The 17,493-nt window shown below is 67.7% G+C and carries 19 protein-coding genes; 12 read left to right on the top strand and 7 right to left on the bottom strand.

Going from position 1 to position 17,493, the window contains the following annotated elements; all coding sequences use genetic code 11:
* The first annotated feature begins 98 nt into the window (after positions 1–98).
* From DTA22_RS30795 to DTA22_RS30775, 5 genes are read left to right on the top strand one after another with little or no spacing between them, the layout of a single operon-like run.
* Complete coding sequence (locus DTA22_RS30795; RefSeq protein ID WP_112301961.1) at positions 99–1,073, top strand: DUF4129 domain-containing protein; 975 nt, start codon at positions 99–101, stop codon at positions 1,071–1,073.
* On the top strand, positions 1,055–1,537 hold the full coding sequence (locus DTA22_RS30790; RefSeq protein WP_112301960.1) for a hypothetical protein: 483 nt from the start codon (positions 1,055–1,057) through the stop codon (positions 1,535–1,537). The genes DTA22_RS30795 and DTA22_RS30790 overlap by 19 nt, the downstream gene beginning before the upstream one ends.
* The gene (locus DTA22_RS30785) at positions 1,534–2,490 is read left to right on the top strand and encodes an AAA family ATPase (protein WP_005263839.1); all 957 of its coding nucleotides are present in this window, start codon (positions 1,534–1,536) and stop codon (positions 2,488–2,490) included. The genes DTA22_RS30790 and DTA22_RS30785 overlap by 4 nt, the downstream gene beginning before the upstream one ends.
* Positions 2,487–3,710 (top strand): DUF58 domain-containing protein, encoded by a 1,224-nt coding sequence (locus DTA22_RS30780; protein ID WP_112301959.1) that lies wholly within the window; start codon positions 2,487–2,489, stop codon positions 3,708–3,710. Before DTA22_RS30785 ends, DTA22_RS30780 begins: the two co-directional genes overlap by 4 nt.
* Entirely contained in the window at positions 3,707–4,039 is a 333-nt protein-coding gene (locus DTA22_RS30775; RefSeq protein WP_112301958.1) for a hypothetical protein, read from the top strand. Before DTA22_RS30780 ends, DTA22_RS30775 begins: the two co-directional genes overlap by 4 nt.
* Here DTA22_RS30775 and DTA22_RS30770 read toward each other — a convergent pair.
* The 3 genes from DTA22_RS30770 to kstD form a co-directional block, all read right to left on the bottom strand.
* Positions 4,018–4,518 carry a C40 family peptidase gene (locus tag DTA22_RS30770; RefSeq protein WP_005263843.1) on the bottom strand — a complete coding sequence of 167 codons (501 nt, stop codon included), beginning with the start codon at positions 4,516–4,518 and terminating at the stop codon, positions 4,018–4,020. The two genes, DTA22_RS30775 and DTA22_RS30770, sit on opposite strands and share 22 nt — an antisense overlap.
* Positions 4,519–4,716: 198 nt before the next feature.
* On the bottom strand, positions 4,717–5,583 hold the full coding sequence (locus DTA22_RS30765) for a MaoC/PaaZ C-terminal domain-containing protein (RefSeq protein WP_112301957.1): 867 nt from the start codon (positions 5,581–5,583) through the stop codon (positions 4,717–4,719).
* Positions 5,573–7,291 carry a 3-oxosteroid 1-dehydrogenase gene (gene kstD, locus DTA22_RS30760; protein ID WP_112302101.1) on the bottom strand — a complete coding sequence of 573 codons (1,719 nt, stop codon included), beginning with the start codon at positions 7,289–7,291 and terminating at the stop codon, positions 5,573–5,575. Before kstD ends, DTA22_RS30765 begins: the two co-directional genes overlap by 11 nt.
* 148 nt (positions 7,292–7,439) lie before the next feature.
* Here kstD and DTA22_RS30755 point away from each other — a divergent pair, with 148 nt between their 5' ends.
* From DTA22_RS30755 to dmpG, 3 genes are read left to right on the top strand one after another with little or no spacing between them, the layout of a single operon-like run.
* Positions 7,440–8,225: a 2-keto-4-pentenoate hydratase gene (locus DTA22_RS30755; protein ID WP_037242056.1), complete on the top strand. Its 786-nt coding sequence runs from the start codon at positions 7,440–7,442 to the stop codon at positions 8,223–8,225.
* Between the two features lie 10 nt (positions 8,226–8,235).
* Complete coding sequence (locus DTA22_RS30750; RefSeq protein ID WP_112301956.1) at positions 8,236–9,138, top strand: acetaldehyde dehydrogenase (acetylating); 903 nt, start codon at positions 8,236–8,238, stop codon at positions 9,136–9,138.
* A complete protein-coding gene (gene dmpG / locus DTA22_RS30745; RefSeq protein WP_112301955.1) occupies positions 9,135–10,172 on the top strand; it encodes a 4-hydroxy-2-oxovalerate aldolase in 1,038 nt (345 codons plus the stop codon). The genes DTA22_RS30750 and dmpG overlap by 4 nt, the downstream gene beginning before the upstream one ends.
* A 39-nt stretch (positions 10,173–10,211) precedes the next feature.
* On the opposite strand, the gene DTA22_RS30740 is transcribed toward dmpG, so the two are convergent.
* From DTA22_RS30740 to DTA22_RS30730, 3 genes are all read right to left on the bottom strand, one after another.
* Positions 10,212–10,589: a VOC family protein gene (locus DTA22_RS30740; protein WP_005574864.1), complete on the bottom strand. Its 378-nt coding sequence runs from the start codon at positions 10,587–10,589 to the stop codon at positions 10,212–10,214.
* Positions 10,590–10,729: 140 nt separating this feature from the next.
* Positions 10,730–11,077, bottom strand: a complete 348-nt coding sequence (locus DTA22_RS30735) for a hypothetical protein (protein WP_037242045.1) — start codon at positions 11,075–11,077, stop codon at positions 10,730–10,732.
* Between the two features lie 2 nt (positions 11,078–11,079).
* Positions 11,080–12,264, bottom strand: a complete 1,185-nt coding sequence (locus DTA22_RS30730) for a Rieske 2Fe-2S domain-containing protein (protein WP_112301954.1) — start codon at positions 12,262–12,264, stop codon at positions 11,080–11,082.
* A gap of 190 nt (positions 12,265–12,454) precedes the next feature.
* Here DTA22_RS30730 and hsaA point away from each other — a divergent pair, with 190 nt between their 5' ends.
* From hsaA to hsaB, 4 genes are read left to right on the top strand one after another with little or no spacing between them, the layout of a single operon-like run.
* Positions 12,455–13,630 (top strand): 3-hydroxy-9,10-secoandrosta-1,3,5(10)-triene-9,17-dione monooxygenase oxygenase subunit, encoded by a 1,176-nt coding sequence (gene hsaA, locus DTA22_RS30725; RefSeq protein ID WP_005244809.1) that lies wholly within the window; start codon positions 12,455–12,457, stop codon positions 13,628–13,630.
* An 8-nt stretch (positions 13,631–13,638) separates the two neighbouring features.
* Positions 13,639–14,517, top strand: a complete 879-nt coding sequence (gene hsaD / locus DTA22_RS30720) for a 4,5:9,10-diseco-3-hydroxy-5,9,17-trioxoandrosta-1(10),2-diene-4-oate hydrolase (protein WP_037242030.1) — start codon at positions 13,639–13,641, stop codon at positions 14,515–14,517.
* Positions 14,517–15,419 carry an iron-dependent extradiol dioxygenase HsaC gene (gene hsaC, locus DTA22_RS30715; protein WP_112301953.1) on the top strand — a complete coding sequence of 301 codons (903 nt, stop codon included), beginning with the start codon at positions 14,517–14,519 and terminating at the stop codon, positions 15,417–15,419. Before hsaD ends, hsaC begins: the two co-directional genes overlap by 1 nt.
* Positions 15,416–16,003 (top strand): 3-hydroxy-9,10-secoandrosta-1,3,5(10)-triene-9,17-dione monooxygenase reductase subunit, encoded by a 588-nt coding sequence (hsaB, locus tag DTA22_RS30710; protein ID WP_005244804.1) that lies wholly within the window; start codon positions 15,416–15,418, stop codon positions 16,001–16,003. The genes hsaC and hsaB overlap by 4 nt, the downstream gene beginning before the upstream one ends.
* A gap of 3 nt (positions 16,004–16,006) precedes the next feature.
* On the opposite strand, the gene DTA22_RS30705 is transcribed toward hsaB, so the two are convergent.
* Positions 16,007–17,455 (bottom strand): NAD-dependent succinate-semialdehyde dehydrogenase, encoded by a 1,449-nt coding sequence (locus tag DTA22_RS30705; RefSeq protein WP_112301952.1) that lies wholly within the window; start codon positions 17,453–17,455, stop codon positions 16,007–16,009.
* Positions 17,456–17,493: the final 38 nt, after the last annotated feature.

The following is a 17,493-nucleotide window of genomic DNA, read 5'->3' as shown; positions in this document are numbered from 1 at the left end:
ATGGATACGTCCCGAACATGCTGCGCTGTCCGCCGCCGCGAACGGGTGATTTTCCCGGTCCGCGCGTGTCACGATGGAGAGGCAACTCGGGAGTGAGGATGCCGGACCGTCGCGTGCGCAGCAGGGTCGTCCACACGGTCGCCCTGCTGGCGGCCGTCGTGACGGTCACCCTTGCGGTCCGGGTGGCCCCCGCGCCCGACACCCCCGCGACACCGTCGGAGCCGGGCGGAGGTGCGACGCGCGCGCTGGTCATCCTCTCGGCGATCGCCGTCGTCGTCGCGGCGGCGGCGCTGGCGTCCGCCCTTCGCAGCGGTCGGCCGCGGGTCGCCCCCGACCCGCCGCCGGCAGGGCCCACCGGAAACACCGGGTCCTCGGTCTCGCGCCGGCACATTCTCGGCTGGGCGGCGTTCGCCTCGCTCCTCGTGGCCGCGGCGTTCCTCCTCGGGTCCGTCGGTGGAGACGAACCACTCGACAGTCAACCGTCGCCGGCGAGCCCGGCCGCCGACGACGGGGCTGACCGAACCGACGAGTCCGTGCCCACCGAGACTCGTCCGCCGCCCGGCATTGTGGACGAGACCCGCGAGGACCTGACGGAATTGTGGACCGCGGCAGCGATTGTCGGTCCGGTACTGGTGACCGTGCTGATCCTCGGGGCCGTGGCCCGGCGCCCCCTCCGGTCGCGGGTCGGCGCCTGGACCGCGGCGAGTTCCCCCGACGGTCCGGCTGCCTCGCAGTCGCTGGCCCGGGCAGCGGAGGAAGGTCTCGCCGTGGTCGTCGCGCCGAGTCTGCCGCCGCGTGAGGCCATCATCGCCAGCTACGCCGCCATGGAGGATGCGCTGCAAGGGGCGCCGGGCGCCGAACCGCGGGAGTCGGACACCCCGTCCGAAGTGCTGGCTCGTGCAGTGCAACTCGGAGCGCTGCGCTTCGAGGCGGCGGCGCCGCTGGTGCGACTGTTCTCCGAGGCACGGTTCAGCCTGCATCCGATGGGCGAACAGCACCGCGACGAGGCCGCGGATCTGCTCCGGCGTGTGCTCGACGACCTGGAGAGGGACGCATGCTCGCCGTCGCGGTAGCCGGTGTCGGGGCGGTGCTGGCCGTGGAGGTCCCGCTGGTGGCCGCCGGCCGGTACAGTGCGGCCGTGCTGTACGCGGGAGCGGTGACCGCGCTGGTGCTCTTCGAGATTCGACGACGCATGGCACCCGGGGACGTCGACGACCAGCCGCCGGGCCTGGAAGCCGAACGGGCCGAGGCGACGGCCCGCTGGATGGCACGAACGGAATCACTGATCAGCTGGGCGGACGGTACGCGCGGCGACTGGGATCACCATCTGCGTCCGCTCCTGGCGCGCGAGTTCCAGCAGTCCACCGGACAGCGGCAGGGACTGGACCCCGCCGACACCGCAGCCGCGGGTGAGGTGTTCTTCGGCGACTTGTGGCAGTGGGTCGATCCCGAGTGCGTGCAGCGCTCCGACCGGGCCGCACCCGGGCCGGGCCGGAATGTCCTCGACCGGATCCTGCAACGGCTGGAGCAGCTGTGACGATGCCCGCCGAGGTCACCACCGCGCGCGCCCACGCGGTGCTGGCGGAGGTCGAACGGGCGGTGGTCGGCAAACACGACGAACTCACATCCATCCTGCTCGCAGTGCTCGCCGGCGGGCACGTGCTCATCGAGGATCTGCCCGGACTCGGAAAGACCCTGGTGGCACGATCTTTCGCAGCCGCGCTCGGGCTCGACTTCACGCGGGTCCAGTTCACCCCCGACCTGCTGCCCGCCGACCTGCTCGGCGCCACCATCTACGACATGCCGTCGGGACGCTTCGAGTTTCGTCCGGGCCCGATCTTCACCAACCTGCTCCTCGCCGACGAGATCAACCGCACCCCGCCCAAGACCCAGGCGGCACTGCTCGAGGCGATGGCCGAGGGGCAGGTCAGCGTCGACGGCACCACCCGGATCCTGCCGCGTCCCTTCATCGTGCTCGCCACCGACAACCCCATCGAATACGAGGGCACCTACCCGCTGCCCGAGGCGCAGCTGGACCGGTTCGCGCTCCGGCTGCGGCTGGGGTACCTCACCGAGACCGACGAGCACGAGATGCTGCGCCGACGGCTCGACCGGGGATCCGCCGCCGTCGTCGTCGAGCAGGTGGTCGATGCGGCCGACCTCCTGGCGATGCGCGAATCGCTCGAGCAGGTCAGCGTTCATCACGACGTCCTCGGGTATGTCGTCGCGCTCGCGAACGCCACCCGGCACCACCCGCAGGTCGAGGTCGGGGCCAGTCCCCGCGCGGAACTCGACCTGGTACAGCTGGCTCGGGCACGCGCCCTCCTCTCGGGCCGGGACTTCGTCATTCCGGAGGACATCAAGGCCCTGGCCGTTCCCGCTGTCGCACACCGCATCAGCCTGCGCCCGGAGATGTGGGTGCGCCGCATCCGCAGCGACGACGTCCTCGCGGAACTGTTGCGCCGTCTCCCCGCGCCGAGGGCACGATGACCGAGCACCAGCTGACGTGGCGGGCGTCGCCGGCAGCCCTCGCACTGACGACCTGCGCCGCCGTGGCGCTGACGGCGGGTGTCGTGGGGCGGTGGTGGGAACTGATCGTGTTCGCCGCCCCGATGCTGGGAGCGCTCGGCACGGTGATGTGGTTGCCCCGTCCGGCCATCGGCGTCCGGGTCGAGGCGTCGGCGCGCATGCTGCGGTGTTTCGAATCCGAGTCCGTGCACCTCTCGGTGGACGTGACGGCGTGCGGTGGTGCGGCGGAACTCGAAGCGGCACCGGTGCCGTCCGACGGCTACACGGTCGAGCAGGTCGGCGTCGGCGACTACGTGGTGTCGGCGAACCGGTGGGGTCGGTACGAACCCGCACTGACGGTCACGGCACGTGCAGGCGGCGGCCTGCTCACGGCGTCGCTGCCGGTTCCCGTCACGGAGCTGCGGGTGTTTCCGTTGGCGCCGCCGATGCCGACTCCGTTGCCCCACGCCACACTTCCGGACCGAATCGGCGCGCACCGCACCCGCCGATTCGGTTCGGGCGTCGAGTTCGGGGACATCCGCCCGCACGCGCCGGGAGACCCGCTGCGGAGCGTCAACTGGCCGGTGAGTGCCCGGCGCGGCCGGCTCCACGTCACCGAACGGATCATGGACCGCGCCGCGGACGTCGTCGCCGTACTCGACACCACCCCGCAGGCGCCCGGCCCGGCGTCGGAGAGCCTGCACCGGACCGTGCGCGGGGCGACGCAAGTGGTGCAGACGGCCCTGCAGCGCGGCGACCGGGCCGGGGTCGTCGTCCACGGGCTCCGGCTGCGATGGCTCGGCGCCGACATCGGGCGCAGGCAGTTCTACCGAATCCTCGACACCGTGCTCGACTCCGACGCCGGCGCCGCCGAAGGCACACTCGTCCCGCGCGTCGCGTTGCCGCCGAGGGCAGTGGTCCTCGCGTTCTCCACCATGCTGGACACCAATTTCGCGCTGTCGCTGCTGGAGTTGAGGCGACGCGGTCACGTCGTGGTGGCTGTCGACGTGCTCCGAGGCCCGCCGTTCGAGTACGAACTCGATCCGATGACCGGCAGGATGTGGCGGCTCGAGCGGCGGAACATGTACCGGAACATGGGCGTTCTCGGGGTCCCGGTGGTGGCGTGGGACGACGATTCCGCGCTGGACCTGGCGCTGGCTCTCGCCGATCGTGCCCGCCGGCCGTCGGGGGCATTCCGATGAGATGGATTGGGGTGGTCGTGGTGCAGGCGGCGCTGATCGCGCTCGTCCTGGGCAACGCGTCCGCGCTCGCGGCGGCGGCCGCGGGTGTCGCGGCGACGGGATTGCTACTTGTCGCGTATACCGGTCTCGCACCCGGAATCCCGACGCTACTGCTGGGCGCGGTCGTCACCGGTGCCGCGGCCGGTCTGGCAGCGACACTGCCGGACGGACCGGCATGGGCGTCCCTGCTCGGACCCGGTGCGGTGGTGGTGCTGTTCCTCGTCGCGGTGTGGCCGTACGTCCGCAGACGCACGCCCACGACCGAGGGTCAGAACCGGCGGATGCTGTAGATGTGGAACTGCGACAGCGGCGCCAGACCCACGGGCACGCCGCGCCCGTACGCATTGAAGACCTGACCGAAGCCGGCGTAGATGCCGATGTGCGACGCGTCCGGGTTGAGCACCACGATGTCGCCGGGAGCCAGCGCCCACAGCGGAATGGGTGCGCCGACCTCGGCCTGCTCCCACGTGGTGCGTGGCAGATTCACCCCCGCCTGCCGGAATGCCCACTGCACCAGTCCCGAGCAGTCCCACGCGTCCGGGCCCGTCCCACCCCACAGATAGGGCTTGCCTGTCTGGGTCGTCGCGGCCGCGAGTGCGGCCAGCCCGGTCGGGGTGGGAATGGGTGTCGGGAGTACGGACGAACCCATCGAACTGCCGCCGGTGCTGCCGCTGTCGGAACTCCCCGCCACCGGTGCGGCGTTCGCGGGGAGAGCGACGAGGGCGGTCGCACAGAACGCGAGAGCACCGGCAACGGCGGCGCGCCGCACGGGACGGAGATGTCTGCGCTGGGACACGAGGTCCCCCCTTTGTTCGCTACTGCTCGTGGAGAGCCGTGGAACCGCCCCGACCATCGGTTGACACGTCTCGATGAGGTCACGGAAAGCGTACAAAGTGTTGCGGCATCGTGCCTGATATTCGCGAATATCCGCCCGAACTGGGCACATTCGGTCAAATTTCGGTAACTGTCACCCTTGGGCCAGGGTCAGCACCACGTCGGTCAGGGCCGGAGCATCGTCACGCTCGGAAACCGTGGCCGAGATGAGGAGCCTGCCCTCGTCCCGCCAGATCCGCGTGTGCAGCGTCTCGCCGGGGAAGACCACGCCCGCGAACCGGACTCGGAACCCCGCGACCTGCGACGCGTCCGAGTCGAGTACCGCATCCACGGCCGCTTTGCACACCATCCCGTAGGTGCACAGGCCGTGCAGGATCGGGGCGGGAAACCCTGCGGCGGAAGCGAACTTCGGGTCGGAATGCAGGGGGTTACGGTCGCCGCACATCCGGTACATCAGCGCCTGCTGCGGAAGGACGGGGGTGTCGACCTCGACGTCGGCGGGCCGGTCGGGCAACTCGACGGACTGGGACGGTCCGCGCTCGCCGCCGAAACCTCCTTCGCCGCGGGCGAAGATGGACGACCGCCCGGTCCACAGGCGAGTGCCGTCGAGGTCGGTGGTCGTCGACTCCTGCACGATGACGGCGGCCTTGCCCTTGTCCCACACCTCGGCGATACGGGTGGTGGTGCGGGCCCTGCCCTCCGGGGGAATCGGCTGGTGCACGGTCACTTCCTGGCTGCCGTGGACCACGTTGGCGAGGTCGATCTCGACGCCCGGGAACGACACGCGCGGGGCCTCGGTCGCGTGGAAATTCGCGGCCACCGTGGCGAACGTGGGGAGCACCTGCGGCTTTCCGTCGGTCAGGTACCGCAACTCCCTCTCGTCGAGCGGGCGGGATCCGGCGCCGAGAGCGAGGTGGTAGTGCTGCACGTCGGAACTGGTCCAGGAGAACTCCTGAACGGGCAGTTCGGCTCCGATGGCGATGTTCGGATCAATGGGCATTGGTGGTGTCTCCGGTAAGTGACGTCGGGGAATCGGCCTGCGAGGACTTGTCGAGGATATCGAGAACCGCGAGATAGCCGAACGTCATCGCCGGGCCGATGGTCGCGCCGGGGCCGGCGTAGGTGTGGCCCATCACCGGGCCGCTGGCATTGCCCACCGCATAGAGGTTCTCGATGGTGCTTCCGTCCTCCCGCAGCACGCGGGCGTTGCGGTCGGTGCGGAGACCGCCCTTGGTGCCGAGGTCGCCCGGGACCATCTTGACGGCGAAGAACGGCGCCTTCTCGAGCGCCCCGAGGCTCGGGTTGGGCTTGTTGCGGGGATCCCCGTAGTAGTGGTCGTACCCGCTTTCACCACGGCCGAAGTCCTCGTCCTTGCCGTTGCGGGCGAAAGTGTTGAAACGCGAGACCGTTTCGGTGAGCGCGTCGACCGGTACGCCGATCTTCCCGGCCAGCTCGGCGACGGTGCCCGCCTTGACGATGACACCGGCCTTCAGCCAGCGACCGGGGAACGGGGACCGCGGGGTGACTCCGGCGAACGCGTACCGGTCGCGGTAACGCTGGTCGAGGACGAGCCAGCACGGCACGTTCTCGCCCGGTCCGTCGCCCTGGCCGTGCGTGCCGCCGTACATCGCGTGCGTCGCCTCGACGTACGGCGCGGATTCGTTGACGAAGCGCCTGCCGGATTCGTTGATCATGATGCAGCCCGGCAGGCTCCGCTCGGACAGCGCGAACCACGGGCCGCCGGTGAGCGGGATGGACGGTCCCCACCAGGCGTCTTCCATCAGATCGAGCGCGGCACCGAGCTTTTCGCCCGCCCAGATGCCGTCGCCCGTGTTGGCCTTTGCGCCGACGGTCCATTCGGTGCCGATCGGTGCCCGCTGGTACTTCTTGCGGGCCTCGTCGTTGTGCTCGAAACCGCCCGACGCGATCACCACGCCGCGGCGTGCCCGGAACACCTGCGGCTGTCCGTCGACCGTGGCGGTCACACCCTTGACCACGCCGTCCTCCACATAGAGGTCGGTGAGCGGGGTGTCGAGCAGGATCGGGACGCCTGCGGCCTTCAGTCCGGCCTGCAGTCCCGCGACGAGCGCCTGACCGCGGACGAGCAGGCGCTTCCCGGTGAGCTTGGCGCCGAGGAAGCGGAGACCGACCCGGGCTGCGCGAAGGGGGCCGCGCGGGTTGCGCATCAGGAGGTTCAGCCAGCGGTAATCGGCCTGGGTGATCACGAAATTGGACGGGGCCTTCACGTAATCGGGTTCGAGCTTCGCGAGGTCGGCGCCGAGCTTCCTGCCGTCGAACGGTGTCGGCTCGACGGACCGTCCACCGAGCCGCCCGCCGGGGGCCTCGGGGTAGTAGTCGGAGTATTCGGGCACCCACTGCAGTTTCAGCGGGCTGTTCTTCAGCACGAACGACAGCATCTCGGGGCCGCGGTCGATGTAGGCGTCGATCCGGTCCTTCGGGACCACGTCGCCGATGATGCTGTGCAGGTAGGTCCGCGCGGCGTCGGTGGTGTCCTCGACTCCCGCGGCGATCAGCGCCTCGTTGTTCGGGATCCACACGCCACCGCCGGATCGTGCGGTGGAGCCGCCGAAGTGTGGCGCCTTTTCGAGGATGACGACGCTGAGTCCCTTGTGGGCCGCGGTGAGGGCCGCGGTCATTCCACCGGCACCGCTACCGACGACCACGATGTCGTATTCGTGCTTGCTCATGTAGAACACGTTATAGAATGATGGGGTTGTCAGTCCATCCTTTCTGCCAGGAAGTATTACTGACGCCAACAAACAAGAACGAAACACGTTGCAGTGGAAACCGGTGGGCGTGCGCACGCAAACGAACTTCAGGGAAGGTCCTCTAACCATGCTCTCGACGCAACTACGCACCGAGTTGGCGAATCAGCTCGACGCCGCGGAACGGGGCCGCGCTCCCATCGGCCCCCTGACCGCGGACCATCCCGACATCGACGTCGTCGACGCCTACGAGATCCAGCTGATCAACATCCGCCGCCGGCTGCAGGACGGAGCGAAGGTCGTCGGGCACAAGGTCGGCCTGTCGTCCCTCGCCATGCAGCAGATGATGGGCGTCGACGAACCCGACTACGGCCACCTGCTCGCCGACATGGAGGTCTTCGAGGACCAACCCGTCGACACGGCGCGGTTCTGCTTCCCGCGCGTGGAGGTCGAGGTCGCGTTCGTGCTGGGCGCCGACCTCCCCGGCGCAGGCTGCACCGAGCAGGACGTCCTGGACGCCACCGTGGCGTTCGCACCGTCCATCGAGCTGATCGACAGCCGGATCACCGATTGGAAGATCACACTGCCGGACACCATCGCCGACAACGCGTCGTCCGCCGGTTTCGTGCTCGGCAAGAACCGGGTGCGGCCCGCGGACATCGACATCAAAACCATCGACGCCGTCCTGACGAGCAACGGTGAGACCAAAGCCGAGGGACGCAGCGACGCGGTGCTCGGCAACCCGGTGACGGCCGTCGCCTGGCTCGCGCAGAAGGTCGAGAGCTTCGGCGTCCGGTTGAAGGCCGGCGACATCGTGCTGCCCGGCTCGTGCACCCGCGCCATCGACGCTCACCCGGGCGATCATTTCCGCGCCGAGTTCAGTGGGCTCGGAACCGTATCCCTGCAGTTCAAGTAGGAGTTTGTTCATGACCAAGGCAAGTGTGGCGATCGTCGGTTCGGGCAACATCAGCACCGACCTGCTCTACAAACTGCAGCGATCCGAGTGGCTCGAACCCCGCTGGATGATCGGGATCGACCCCGAGAGCGAAGGCCTGGCACGGGCCCGCAAGATGGGACTGGAGACGTCGGCCGAGGGTGTCGACTGGTTGCTGAACCAGCCGGAGAAACCCGATCTCGTCTTCGAGGCCACATCCGCGTACGTGCACCGGGAGGCCGCACCGCGCTACGAGGCCGCGGGAATCCGCGCCGTCGACCTGACACCCGCCGCCGTCGGACCGGCCGTGGTCCCGCCGGCGAACCTGCGTGAACACCTCGGCGCCCCCAACGTCAACATGATCACGTGCGGAGGGCAGGCCACGATCCCGATCGTGTACGCGGTCTCCCGCGTCGTCGACGTGCCGTACGCGGAGATCGTCGCGTCGGTGGCGTCCGTCTCCGCAGGCCCGGGCACCCGCGCGAACATCGACGAGTTCACCAAGACCACCAGCCGCGGAATCGAGACCATCGGCGGAGCGCAGCGCGGCAAGGCCATCATCATCCTCAACCCGGCCGACCCGCCGATGATCATGCGCGACACGATCTTCTGCGCGATCCCCGAGGACGCCGACCGCGACGCCATCACCGATTCCATCCACCGCGTCGTCGCGGACATCCAGCAGTACGTCCCCGGCTACCGGCTGCTCAACGAACCGCAGTTCGACGACCCGAGCGTCGTGTCGGGCGGGCAGGCGACGGTCACGACGTTCGTCGAGGTCGAGGGCGCAGGCGACTTCCTGCCGCCGTACGCGGGCAACCTCGACATCATGACCGCAGCGGCAACCAAGGTGGGCGAAGAGATCGCCCAGAAGCTCCTGAGTGTGGAGGCATGAGCACTATGGTCCATTTCGACGCCAGCTGGGACATCCGCGTCACCGATACCTCGCTGCGGGACGGTTCGCACCACAAGCGGCACCAGTTCACCGGTGAGGAGGTCCGGGCCATCGTCGGTGCGCTCGACAACGCCGGGGTCCCGGTCATCGAGGTGACACACGGCGACGGACTCGGTGGGTCCTCGTTCAACTACGGGTTCTCCAAGGTGCCGGAGCAGGAACTCATCTCGATCGCCGTCGACACGGCGAAGAACGCGAAGATCGCCTTCCTGATGCTGCCCGGGTTGGGCATCAAGGACGACATCATCGTCGCCCAGGACAACGGCGCCTCGATCTGCCGCATCGCGACGCACTGCACCGAGGCGGACGTGTCCATCCAGCACTTCGGGCTGGCCCGCGACCGCGGACTCGAGACCGTCGGCTTCCTGATGATGGCGCACTCGATCGCACCGGAGAAGCTCGCCAAGCAGGCCCGCATCATGGCCGACGCCGGCTGCCAGTGCGTGTACGTCGTCGACTCCGCAGGCGCGCTCGTGCTCGAGCAGGTGTCCGACCGCGTCGAGGCGCTGGTGCAGGAACTCGGCTCGGACGCACAGGTGGGTTTCCACGGTCATGAGAACCTCGGACTCGGTGTGGCCAACTCGATCGCCGCGGTCCGGGCGGGGGCCAAGCAGATCGACGGCAGCACAAGACGATTCGGCGCCGGGGCCGGAAACGCGCCGGTCGAGGCGTTCGTCGGCGTGTGCGACAAGATCGGCGTCAAGACGGGCATCGACTTCTTCGCGATCGCCGACGCCGCCGAGGACGTCGTGCGGCCGGCGATGCCCGCCGAATGCCTCCTCGACCGCCAGGCGCTGATGATGGGATACGCCGGCGTCTACTCGAGCTTCCTCAAGCACGCCGAACGCCAGGCCGAACGGTACGGCGTCTCGTCCGCCGAACTCCTCGTCCGCGCCGGCAAGCGCAAGCTCGTCGGCGGCCAGGAAGACCAGCTCATCGACATTGCCCTCGAACTGCAACGCGAGCGCCTGTGAGTACTTATTAACCGCCCGCGGTTAATAAGTACTCACAGGTTAGCGGGCGGTCTCCCACAGCCCGACGACGTTGCCCTCCGAGTCGGTGAAGTATGCGGCGAATCCCATGTTCCCGACGGGGGTCCTGCCGGTGACGGTCTTGCCGCCGAGGGATTCGATCCTTTCGAGGGCGGATTCGATGCTCTCGACGTCGACGGTGACCACGGGAGAGGTCACCTCCCCGCGCTGCATCATGCCGCCGTTGATGTACCCGGGTTCGTCGGGCATGCCGCTCTCGCCGACGGGTCCGGTGGTGACCATGCTGTAGTCCATGTCGGGGATCTCGGCGATGGCCCACCCGAAGGCGTCCCGATAGAACGCTCGTGCGCGGTCACCGTCGTCGAAGGGGATCTCGAAGTGCACGATTCGGCCTGTCATGGCACGCCTCCGGTTCGGCTGGAACCGCCGAATCCGACGGCATGTCCAGCCTAAAACACGTGCGCCCAATGTGACATTCGTGTAGCCCGACTGCACGAATGTCACATTGGGCGACGCAACCGCCGCAGCGGTACCGACGACTATTCGACGCGATCTCGCACGTCGATGAACCCCTCCATCACCGCGTGGTTGATGCTGTCCCACAGTCGCGGGCACCCCTCGCGGAGCGCGGTGGACTGTCCCTCGCCGACGGCGTCCCGGAATGTCGGGCACGTCTTCGCAGGGTCGTCCGTCCACTGGACGCTCGTGTGCTTGAGGCTGTTCTTGCGCACCAGCACACAGGTTCCGCACGTACGGCACTCGACTTCGTTCATGCCGTCGTCGAGGTAGTTGGCCTTGTCGGCCAACGTTTGCGCATGAATGGCCTCGAGCCGAGCAGGCTGCCCGGCGAAGTCGGGAGCTTTGGCCCATTCGATCGAGGCACTCATGATCAGACCTGCGCTTCCCTGTTCTCGGACCGCGCCGCAGTCGTGTTCTCGGAGCCCTCGGCGGCCTCGCGTTCGGCCTTCTGCCGGGCCAGGTTCTCTTCGACCTCGTGCTGCCAGGCCTCGTTGGCCTTGGTGGTGTCGACCTCGAACTCGAAGCGCTGCGTCATCTTGTCGGTGACGTCGGCGACGTCGACGTAGAACTGGTCGTACCAGCGTCGCAGCTGGTAGACGGGACCGTCCTCGTCGCAGAGCAGGGGGTTGTCGATCTTGGTCTTGTTCTTCCAGATCTCGACGTCCTGCAGGAATCCCTCGGCGATGCCCTCGGTGAACTTCGCGGCCAGCTTGTCGGCCGTTTCGTCGTCGATGCCGGTCGGCTTCTTGACGGTGACGCCGTACTGGAGCATGAACGAATTGTTCGTCACCGGATAGTGGCAGTTGATGAGGACGCTCTCGACCTCGTACCCGCCGTAGCTGTTCCACAGCGGGTTGATCATGTAGGACGGCCCGTAGTAGGCGGCCTCGGAGCGCAGCAGCGATTCCATGCCGTACTGCGTCGCCATCCCGACGTCCGGGCGACCCTTCGTGTTGAGGTACTGCGTCGCGATGTGGCCTTCGAAGACGTTCTTGAAGTACGTCGGGAACGCGTAGTGGATGTAGAAGAAATGCGCCATGTCGACCACGTTGTCGATGATCTCGCGGCAGTTGGAGCCCTCGATCAGCATCGAGTTCCAGGTCCAGTCGGTCCATTCGTCGCTGTATGCGCCCTCGATGCGGGGGATGGTCACGTTCTCCGGCGGGGGATTGCCCTCCGGGTCGTTCCACACAAACAGCTGACCGTTCTGCTCGAGGGTGAGCCAGGCGCGGGTGCGGGCGATCGGGGGAACCCGGCGTGCGTAGGGAATGCTGGTGCACTTGCCGTTGCCGCCCCAGCGCCAGTCGTGGAACGGGCAGGCGACGGAATCGCCCTTCACCGTGCCCTGCGACAGGTCGCCGCCCATGTGCCGGCAATACGCGTCCAGAACTTTCAGTTCGCCCTTGCTGTCGGCGAAGACGACGAGTTTGGTGCCGAAAGCCTCGATCGAATGCGGTTTGCCGTCCTTGAACGTCTTGGTCAAACCGAGGCAGTGCCAACCACGCGCGAAGCGGGTCTGGACCGTGCCCACATCGATCTCGCGAATCTGCGCCATTGTGCCCTCACATCCCTTCATGCTGTTAGTAGAACACGTTATAGAACTTCGACACGATCCGCCAGATTTTCGAAGCCTTTCTTCCAGACCCGGGCCGTCAAACAGCACCTTTGCCGGTGTCTCGACATAAATGGGAACGTGTTCTAGTCTCAGAAGACAAGTGAACCATCGAACGAGACAGGAGCGTCCTGTGGGTGACCATGACAGTCACGAGGTGATGCAGCGGCTCGACGCACTACTGCCGACGCTGCGAGAGCGTGCGCAGGAGACCGAGGATCTACGTCGTATCCCCGACGATTCCATGAAGGCGCTCCAGGAGACCGGATTCTTCCGGTTGCTCCAGCCCGAACAGTGGGGTGGTTACCAGGCGGATCCGGTGCTGTTCTACTCCGCGGTGCGGAAGATCGCGAGCGCCTGCGGGTCCACCGGATGGGTCTCGTCGATTATCGGTGTCCACAACTGGCACCTCGCCCTGTTCTCGCAGCAGGCTCAGGAAGACGTGTGGGGCAACGACACCGACGTCCGGATCTCGTCCTCGTACGCGCCGATGGGTGCCGGTCAGGTCGTCGACGGCGGATACACGGTCAACGGCGCCTGGGCCTGGTCGTCCGGCTGTGATCACGCGAGCTGGGCGGTGCTCGGCGGGCCGGTCATCAAGGACGGCCGCCCCGTCGACTTCGTCAGTTTCCTGATCCCCCGCGAGGACTACCGGATCGATGACGTGTGGAATGTGGTGGGACTCCGCGGAACCGGCAGCAACACCGTGGTGGTGGAGGACGTCTTCGTCCCGACGCACCGCGTCCTCAGCTTCAAGGCGATGAGCAACCTCACCGCACCCGGGCTCGAGCGCAACACCGCACCCGTCTACAAGATGCCCTGGGGAACAATCCATCCCACCACCATCTCCGCGCCGATCGTCGGGATGGCCTACGGCGCCTACGACGCGCACGTCGAACATCAGGGAAAGCGCGTCCGCGCGGCGTTCGCCGGTGAGAAGGCGAAGGACGACCCGTTCGCCAAGGTCCGCATCGCCGAGGCGTCGAGTGACATCGACGCCGCCTGGCGCCAGCTGTCCGGGAACGTCGCCGACGAATACGCACTGCTCGTCGCGGGTGAGGAAGTGCCGTTCGAGCTGCGGCTGCGGGCACGCCGGGACCAGGTGCGCGCCACGGGCCGCGCCATTTCGTCCATCGACAAACTGTTCGAGAGCTCGGGGGCCACCGCGCTGGCCAACGGCACGCCGCTGCAGCGTTTCTGGCGGGACGCGCACGCCGGACGCGTCCACGCGGCCAACGATCCCGAGCGCGCCTACGTCATGTACGGCACCGGCGAATTCGGTCTGCCCATCACCGACACGATGGTCTAGGAGAACACGTGACGACTACCGAAGAGGCCCTCACGTTCGAGTCCACCTCGAAGTTCGCCCAGGTCCGGCCCGACCTGACGTTGCACTACCACGAGGCCGGCGTCGGCAACGACACCACGATCGTGCTGCTGCACGGCGGCGGGCCGGGCGCTTCGTCGTGGTCGAACTTCGCCAGGAACATCCCGGTTCTCGCCGAGAAGTTCCACGTCCTCGCCGTCGACCAGCCGGGATACGGGTTGTCGGACAAGCCGACCGAGCACCCGCAGTACTTCGTGCACAGTGCGTCCGCGTTGAAGGATCTGCTCGACACCCTCGACATCGGCGGACGCGTCCACCTGCTCGGAAACTCGCTCGGCGGCGGTGCAGCAGTGCGTTTCGCGCTGGACTACCCGGACCGCGCGGGCCGGCTGGTGCTCATGGGCCCGGGCGGACTCAGCGTCAACCTGTTCGCCCCGGACCCGACCGAGGGTGTCAAGAACCTCGGCAAGTTCGGCTACCAGCCCACCCGGGAAAACCTCGAGGCGTTCCTGCGCATCATGGTGTTCGACCAGAAGTTGATCACCGACGAACTGATCGACGAACGCTTCGCCGCGGCGAGTACACCCGAGTCGCTCGCCGCCGCCAAGGCGATGGGAAAGTCGTTCTCCTCGGCCGACTTCGAGCTCGGCATGCTGTGGCGCGACGCGTACAAGCTGCGCCAGCGAGTGCTGCTGATCTGGGGCCGCGAAGACCGGGTGAACCCGCTCGACGGGGCGCTGGTGGCGCTGAAGATGATTCCGCGGGCACAGTTGCACGTCTTCGGTGGGTGCGGACACTGGGCGCAGCTGGAGAAGTTCGACGAGTTCAACCGTCTGGCAACCGATTTCCTTCTGGACGGGGGTAAGTGATGAGTATTCGTTCACTGGCATACATGCGCATCGAGGCCACCGACATGGCCGCGTGGCGTGAATACGGTCTCAAGGTGCTGGGAATGGTCGAGGGCAAGGGCTCCGACCCGGACGCCCTGTATCTGCGGATGGACGACTTCCCGGCGCGTCTCGTCATCTTCCCCGGGGAGCACGACCGGCTGTCGGTGTCGGGCTGGGAGACGGCCAATGCCGCGGAGCTGCAGGAGGTCCGCGACAACCTGTCGGCGGCCGGCGTCGCATTCAAGGAGGGGACGGCCGAGCAACTGAAGGACCGCAGGGTCGACGAGCTGATCACGTTCGAGGACCCGTCGGGCAACACGCTCGAGGCGTTCCACGGCGCGGCCCTGGAGCACCGGCGCGTCGTCAGTCCGTACGGGCACAGGTTCGTCACCGGTGAGCAGGGCCTCGGGCACGTCGTCCTCTCGACCACGGACGACGAGGCGTCGCTGCGCTTCTATCGCGACGTCCTCGGTTTCCGCCTGCGCGATTCGATGCGGTTGCCCCCGCAGATGGTCGGGCGGCCGGCCGACGGCAAGCCGGCGTGGTTGCGGTTCTTCGGCTGTAACCCGCGGCACCACAGTCTCGCGTTCCTGCCGATGCCCACGCCCAGCGGCATCGTGCACCTGATGATCGAGGTCGAGAACTCCGACGACGTCGGCTTGTGCCTCGACCGCGCGCTCCGCAAGAAGGTGAAGATGTCGGCCACGCTCGGCCGCCATGTCAACGACCTGATGCTGTCGTTCTACATGAAGACCCCCGGCGGATTCGACGTCGAATTCGGTTGCGAGGGACGTCAGGTGGAGGACGAGAGCTGGATTGCGAGGGAGAGCACGGCCGTCAGCCTGTGGGGTCACGACTTCAGCGTCGGGATGCAGCCGTGAGCGAGGTGACCGGGGACGGGGCCGTCGCGGCCGAGGCGATCGATCCGCGACGGTTCCGGACGGTGCTGGGCCAGTTCTGCACCGGCGTCACCATCATCACGACGATCGACGACGGCGTGCCCGTGGGGTTCGCGTGCCAGTCGTTCGCCGCGCTGTCGCTCGAACCCCCGCTCGTGTTGTTCTGCCCGACCAAGACGTCGCGGTCGTGGGCGGCGATCGAGCGCAGTGGCATCTTCTGCGTGAACGTGCTCGCGGAAGAACAGCAGTCGACGTGCGCCCGATTCGGTTCCCGGGACCCGGACAAGTTCGCCGGGATCGACTGGACGGAGTCGCCGCTGGGCTCACCGATCCTCACCGGTTCACTCGCCCACATCGACTGCTCGCTCGAGAGCGTGCACGACGGCGGCGATCACTGGGTCGCGTTCGGCCGGGTCTCCTCCCTGAGTGAGATCAGGGAGGAGCGACCGCTGTTGTTCTACCGCGGGCAGTACACCGGCATCGAGCCTGACAAGACCGTGCCTGCGCCGTGGCGCGACGACCTCGAGGCGTTCCTCACGACGTCGTCGGAAGACACCTGGCTCTAGTTCCTAGACGGCGACACCGATGTACTTCGTCTCGAGGAACTCGTCGATGCCGGTGGTCCCGCCTTCGCGCCCGAGCCCGGACTCCTTCACACCGCCGAACGGCGCGGCCGGGTTCGACACCACACCCTGGTTGAGTCCGACCATGCCCGACTCCAGCGCCTCGCACACGCGGATGCCGCGCTTGAGGCTCTCGGTGTACACGTAGGCCACCAGCCCGTACGGGGTGTCGTTGGCCCGTTCGACGGCCTCGGCCTCGGTCTCGAACGTGCTGATCGCGGCCACCGGGCCGAAGATCTCGTTGTGGCACATCTCGGCGTCGTCGGACACACCTGTCAGGACCGTCGCCGGGTAGAAGTTGCCCGGGCGGTCGAGTGCCGCGCCGCCGGTGAGCACCGAGGCGCCGCGTTCGACGGCATCCGCGACGAGACTGCTCACCTTCTCGACGGCCGCCTCGTCGATCAACGGTCCGACCACGACGCCGTCCTCGGTGCCGCGCCCGACGGGCAGGGCCTCCATCCGCTGCGTGAGTTTGCGCGTGAATTCCTCGGCGACCGAACTGTGCACGAGAATTCGATTGGCAGCCGTGCAGGCCTGGCCGATGTTGCGCATCTTCGCCGCCATGGCCCCGTCGACCGCGTCGTCGAGATTCGCGTCGTCGAACACGAGGAACGGCGCGTTGCCGCCGAGTTCCATGGACGTGCGCATGACCGTGCGGGCGCACAGTTCGAGCAGATGCTTCCCGACCTTGGTCGAACCGGTGAACGAGAGCTTGCGGGCCCTGCCGTCGAGGATGAGGGGAGTGATCACCTCGTCGGGGCTGGACGTGGTGACGACGTTGACGACGCCGTCCGGCAGCCCGGCCTCGGTGAGGATGTCGGCGAGCGCGAGGATCGACAGCGGCGTCTGGGCCGCCGGTTTGATGACGGACGTGCACCCGGCGGCGATCGCGGGCCCGATCTTCCGGGTGCCCATCGCCATCGGGAAGTTCCACGGGGTGATGAGCAGGCTCGGCCCCACGGGCTGCTTGGTGACGAGGAACCGCGAACCGCCCCCGGGCGCCGTCATGTAGCCGCCGTCGATGCGGACGGCCTCCTCGGCGAACCAGCGGAAGAACTCTGCGGCGTACGCGATTTCGCCCCGTGCCTCGGTGAGTGGCTTGCCCATCTCGAGCGTCATGACCAGCGCGAGCCGGTCGACGTTCTCGAGCAGCAGTCGGTGCGCGTTCATGAGGATGGTGCTGCGTTCGCGGGGTGTCGTGGCCGCCCATGACGGTTGCGCTGCCACGGCCGCGTCGAGCGCCTCGCGGGCCTCGTCGGCGTCGGCGTCGGCGACCGTGCACAGGATCTGTCCGGTGGACGGGTCGTGGACCGGCATGGTGCGGGCGCTGTCGCGCCATTTGCCGCCGATGAACAAGCCGGTCTGCACCGATGCGATTGCTGCTTCCTCGAGCATGATTTTTCCCCATTCTCCGTTGCCGAAGGGACGGTCCC

It is taken from the genome of Rhodococcus wratislaviensis (assembly GCF_900455735.1).
In the GTDB taxonomy this organism is placed as follows: Bacteria; Actinomycetota; Actinomycetes; order Mycobacteriales; family Mycobacteriaceae; genus Rhodococcus_F; species Rhodococcus_F wratislaviensis.
This window is presented reverse-complemented; position numbering and strand designations above follow the sequence as displayed.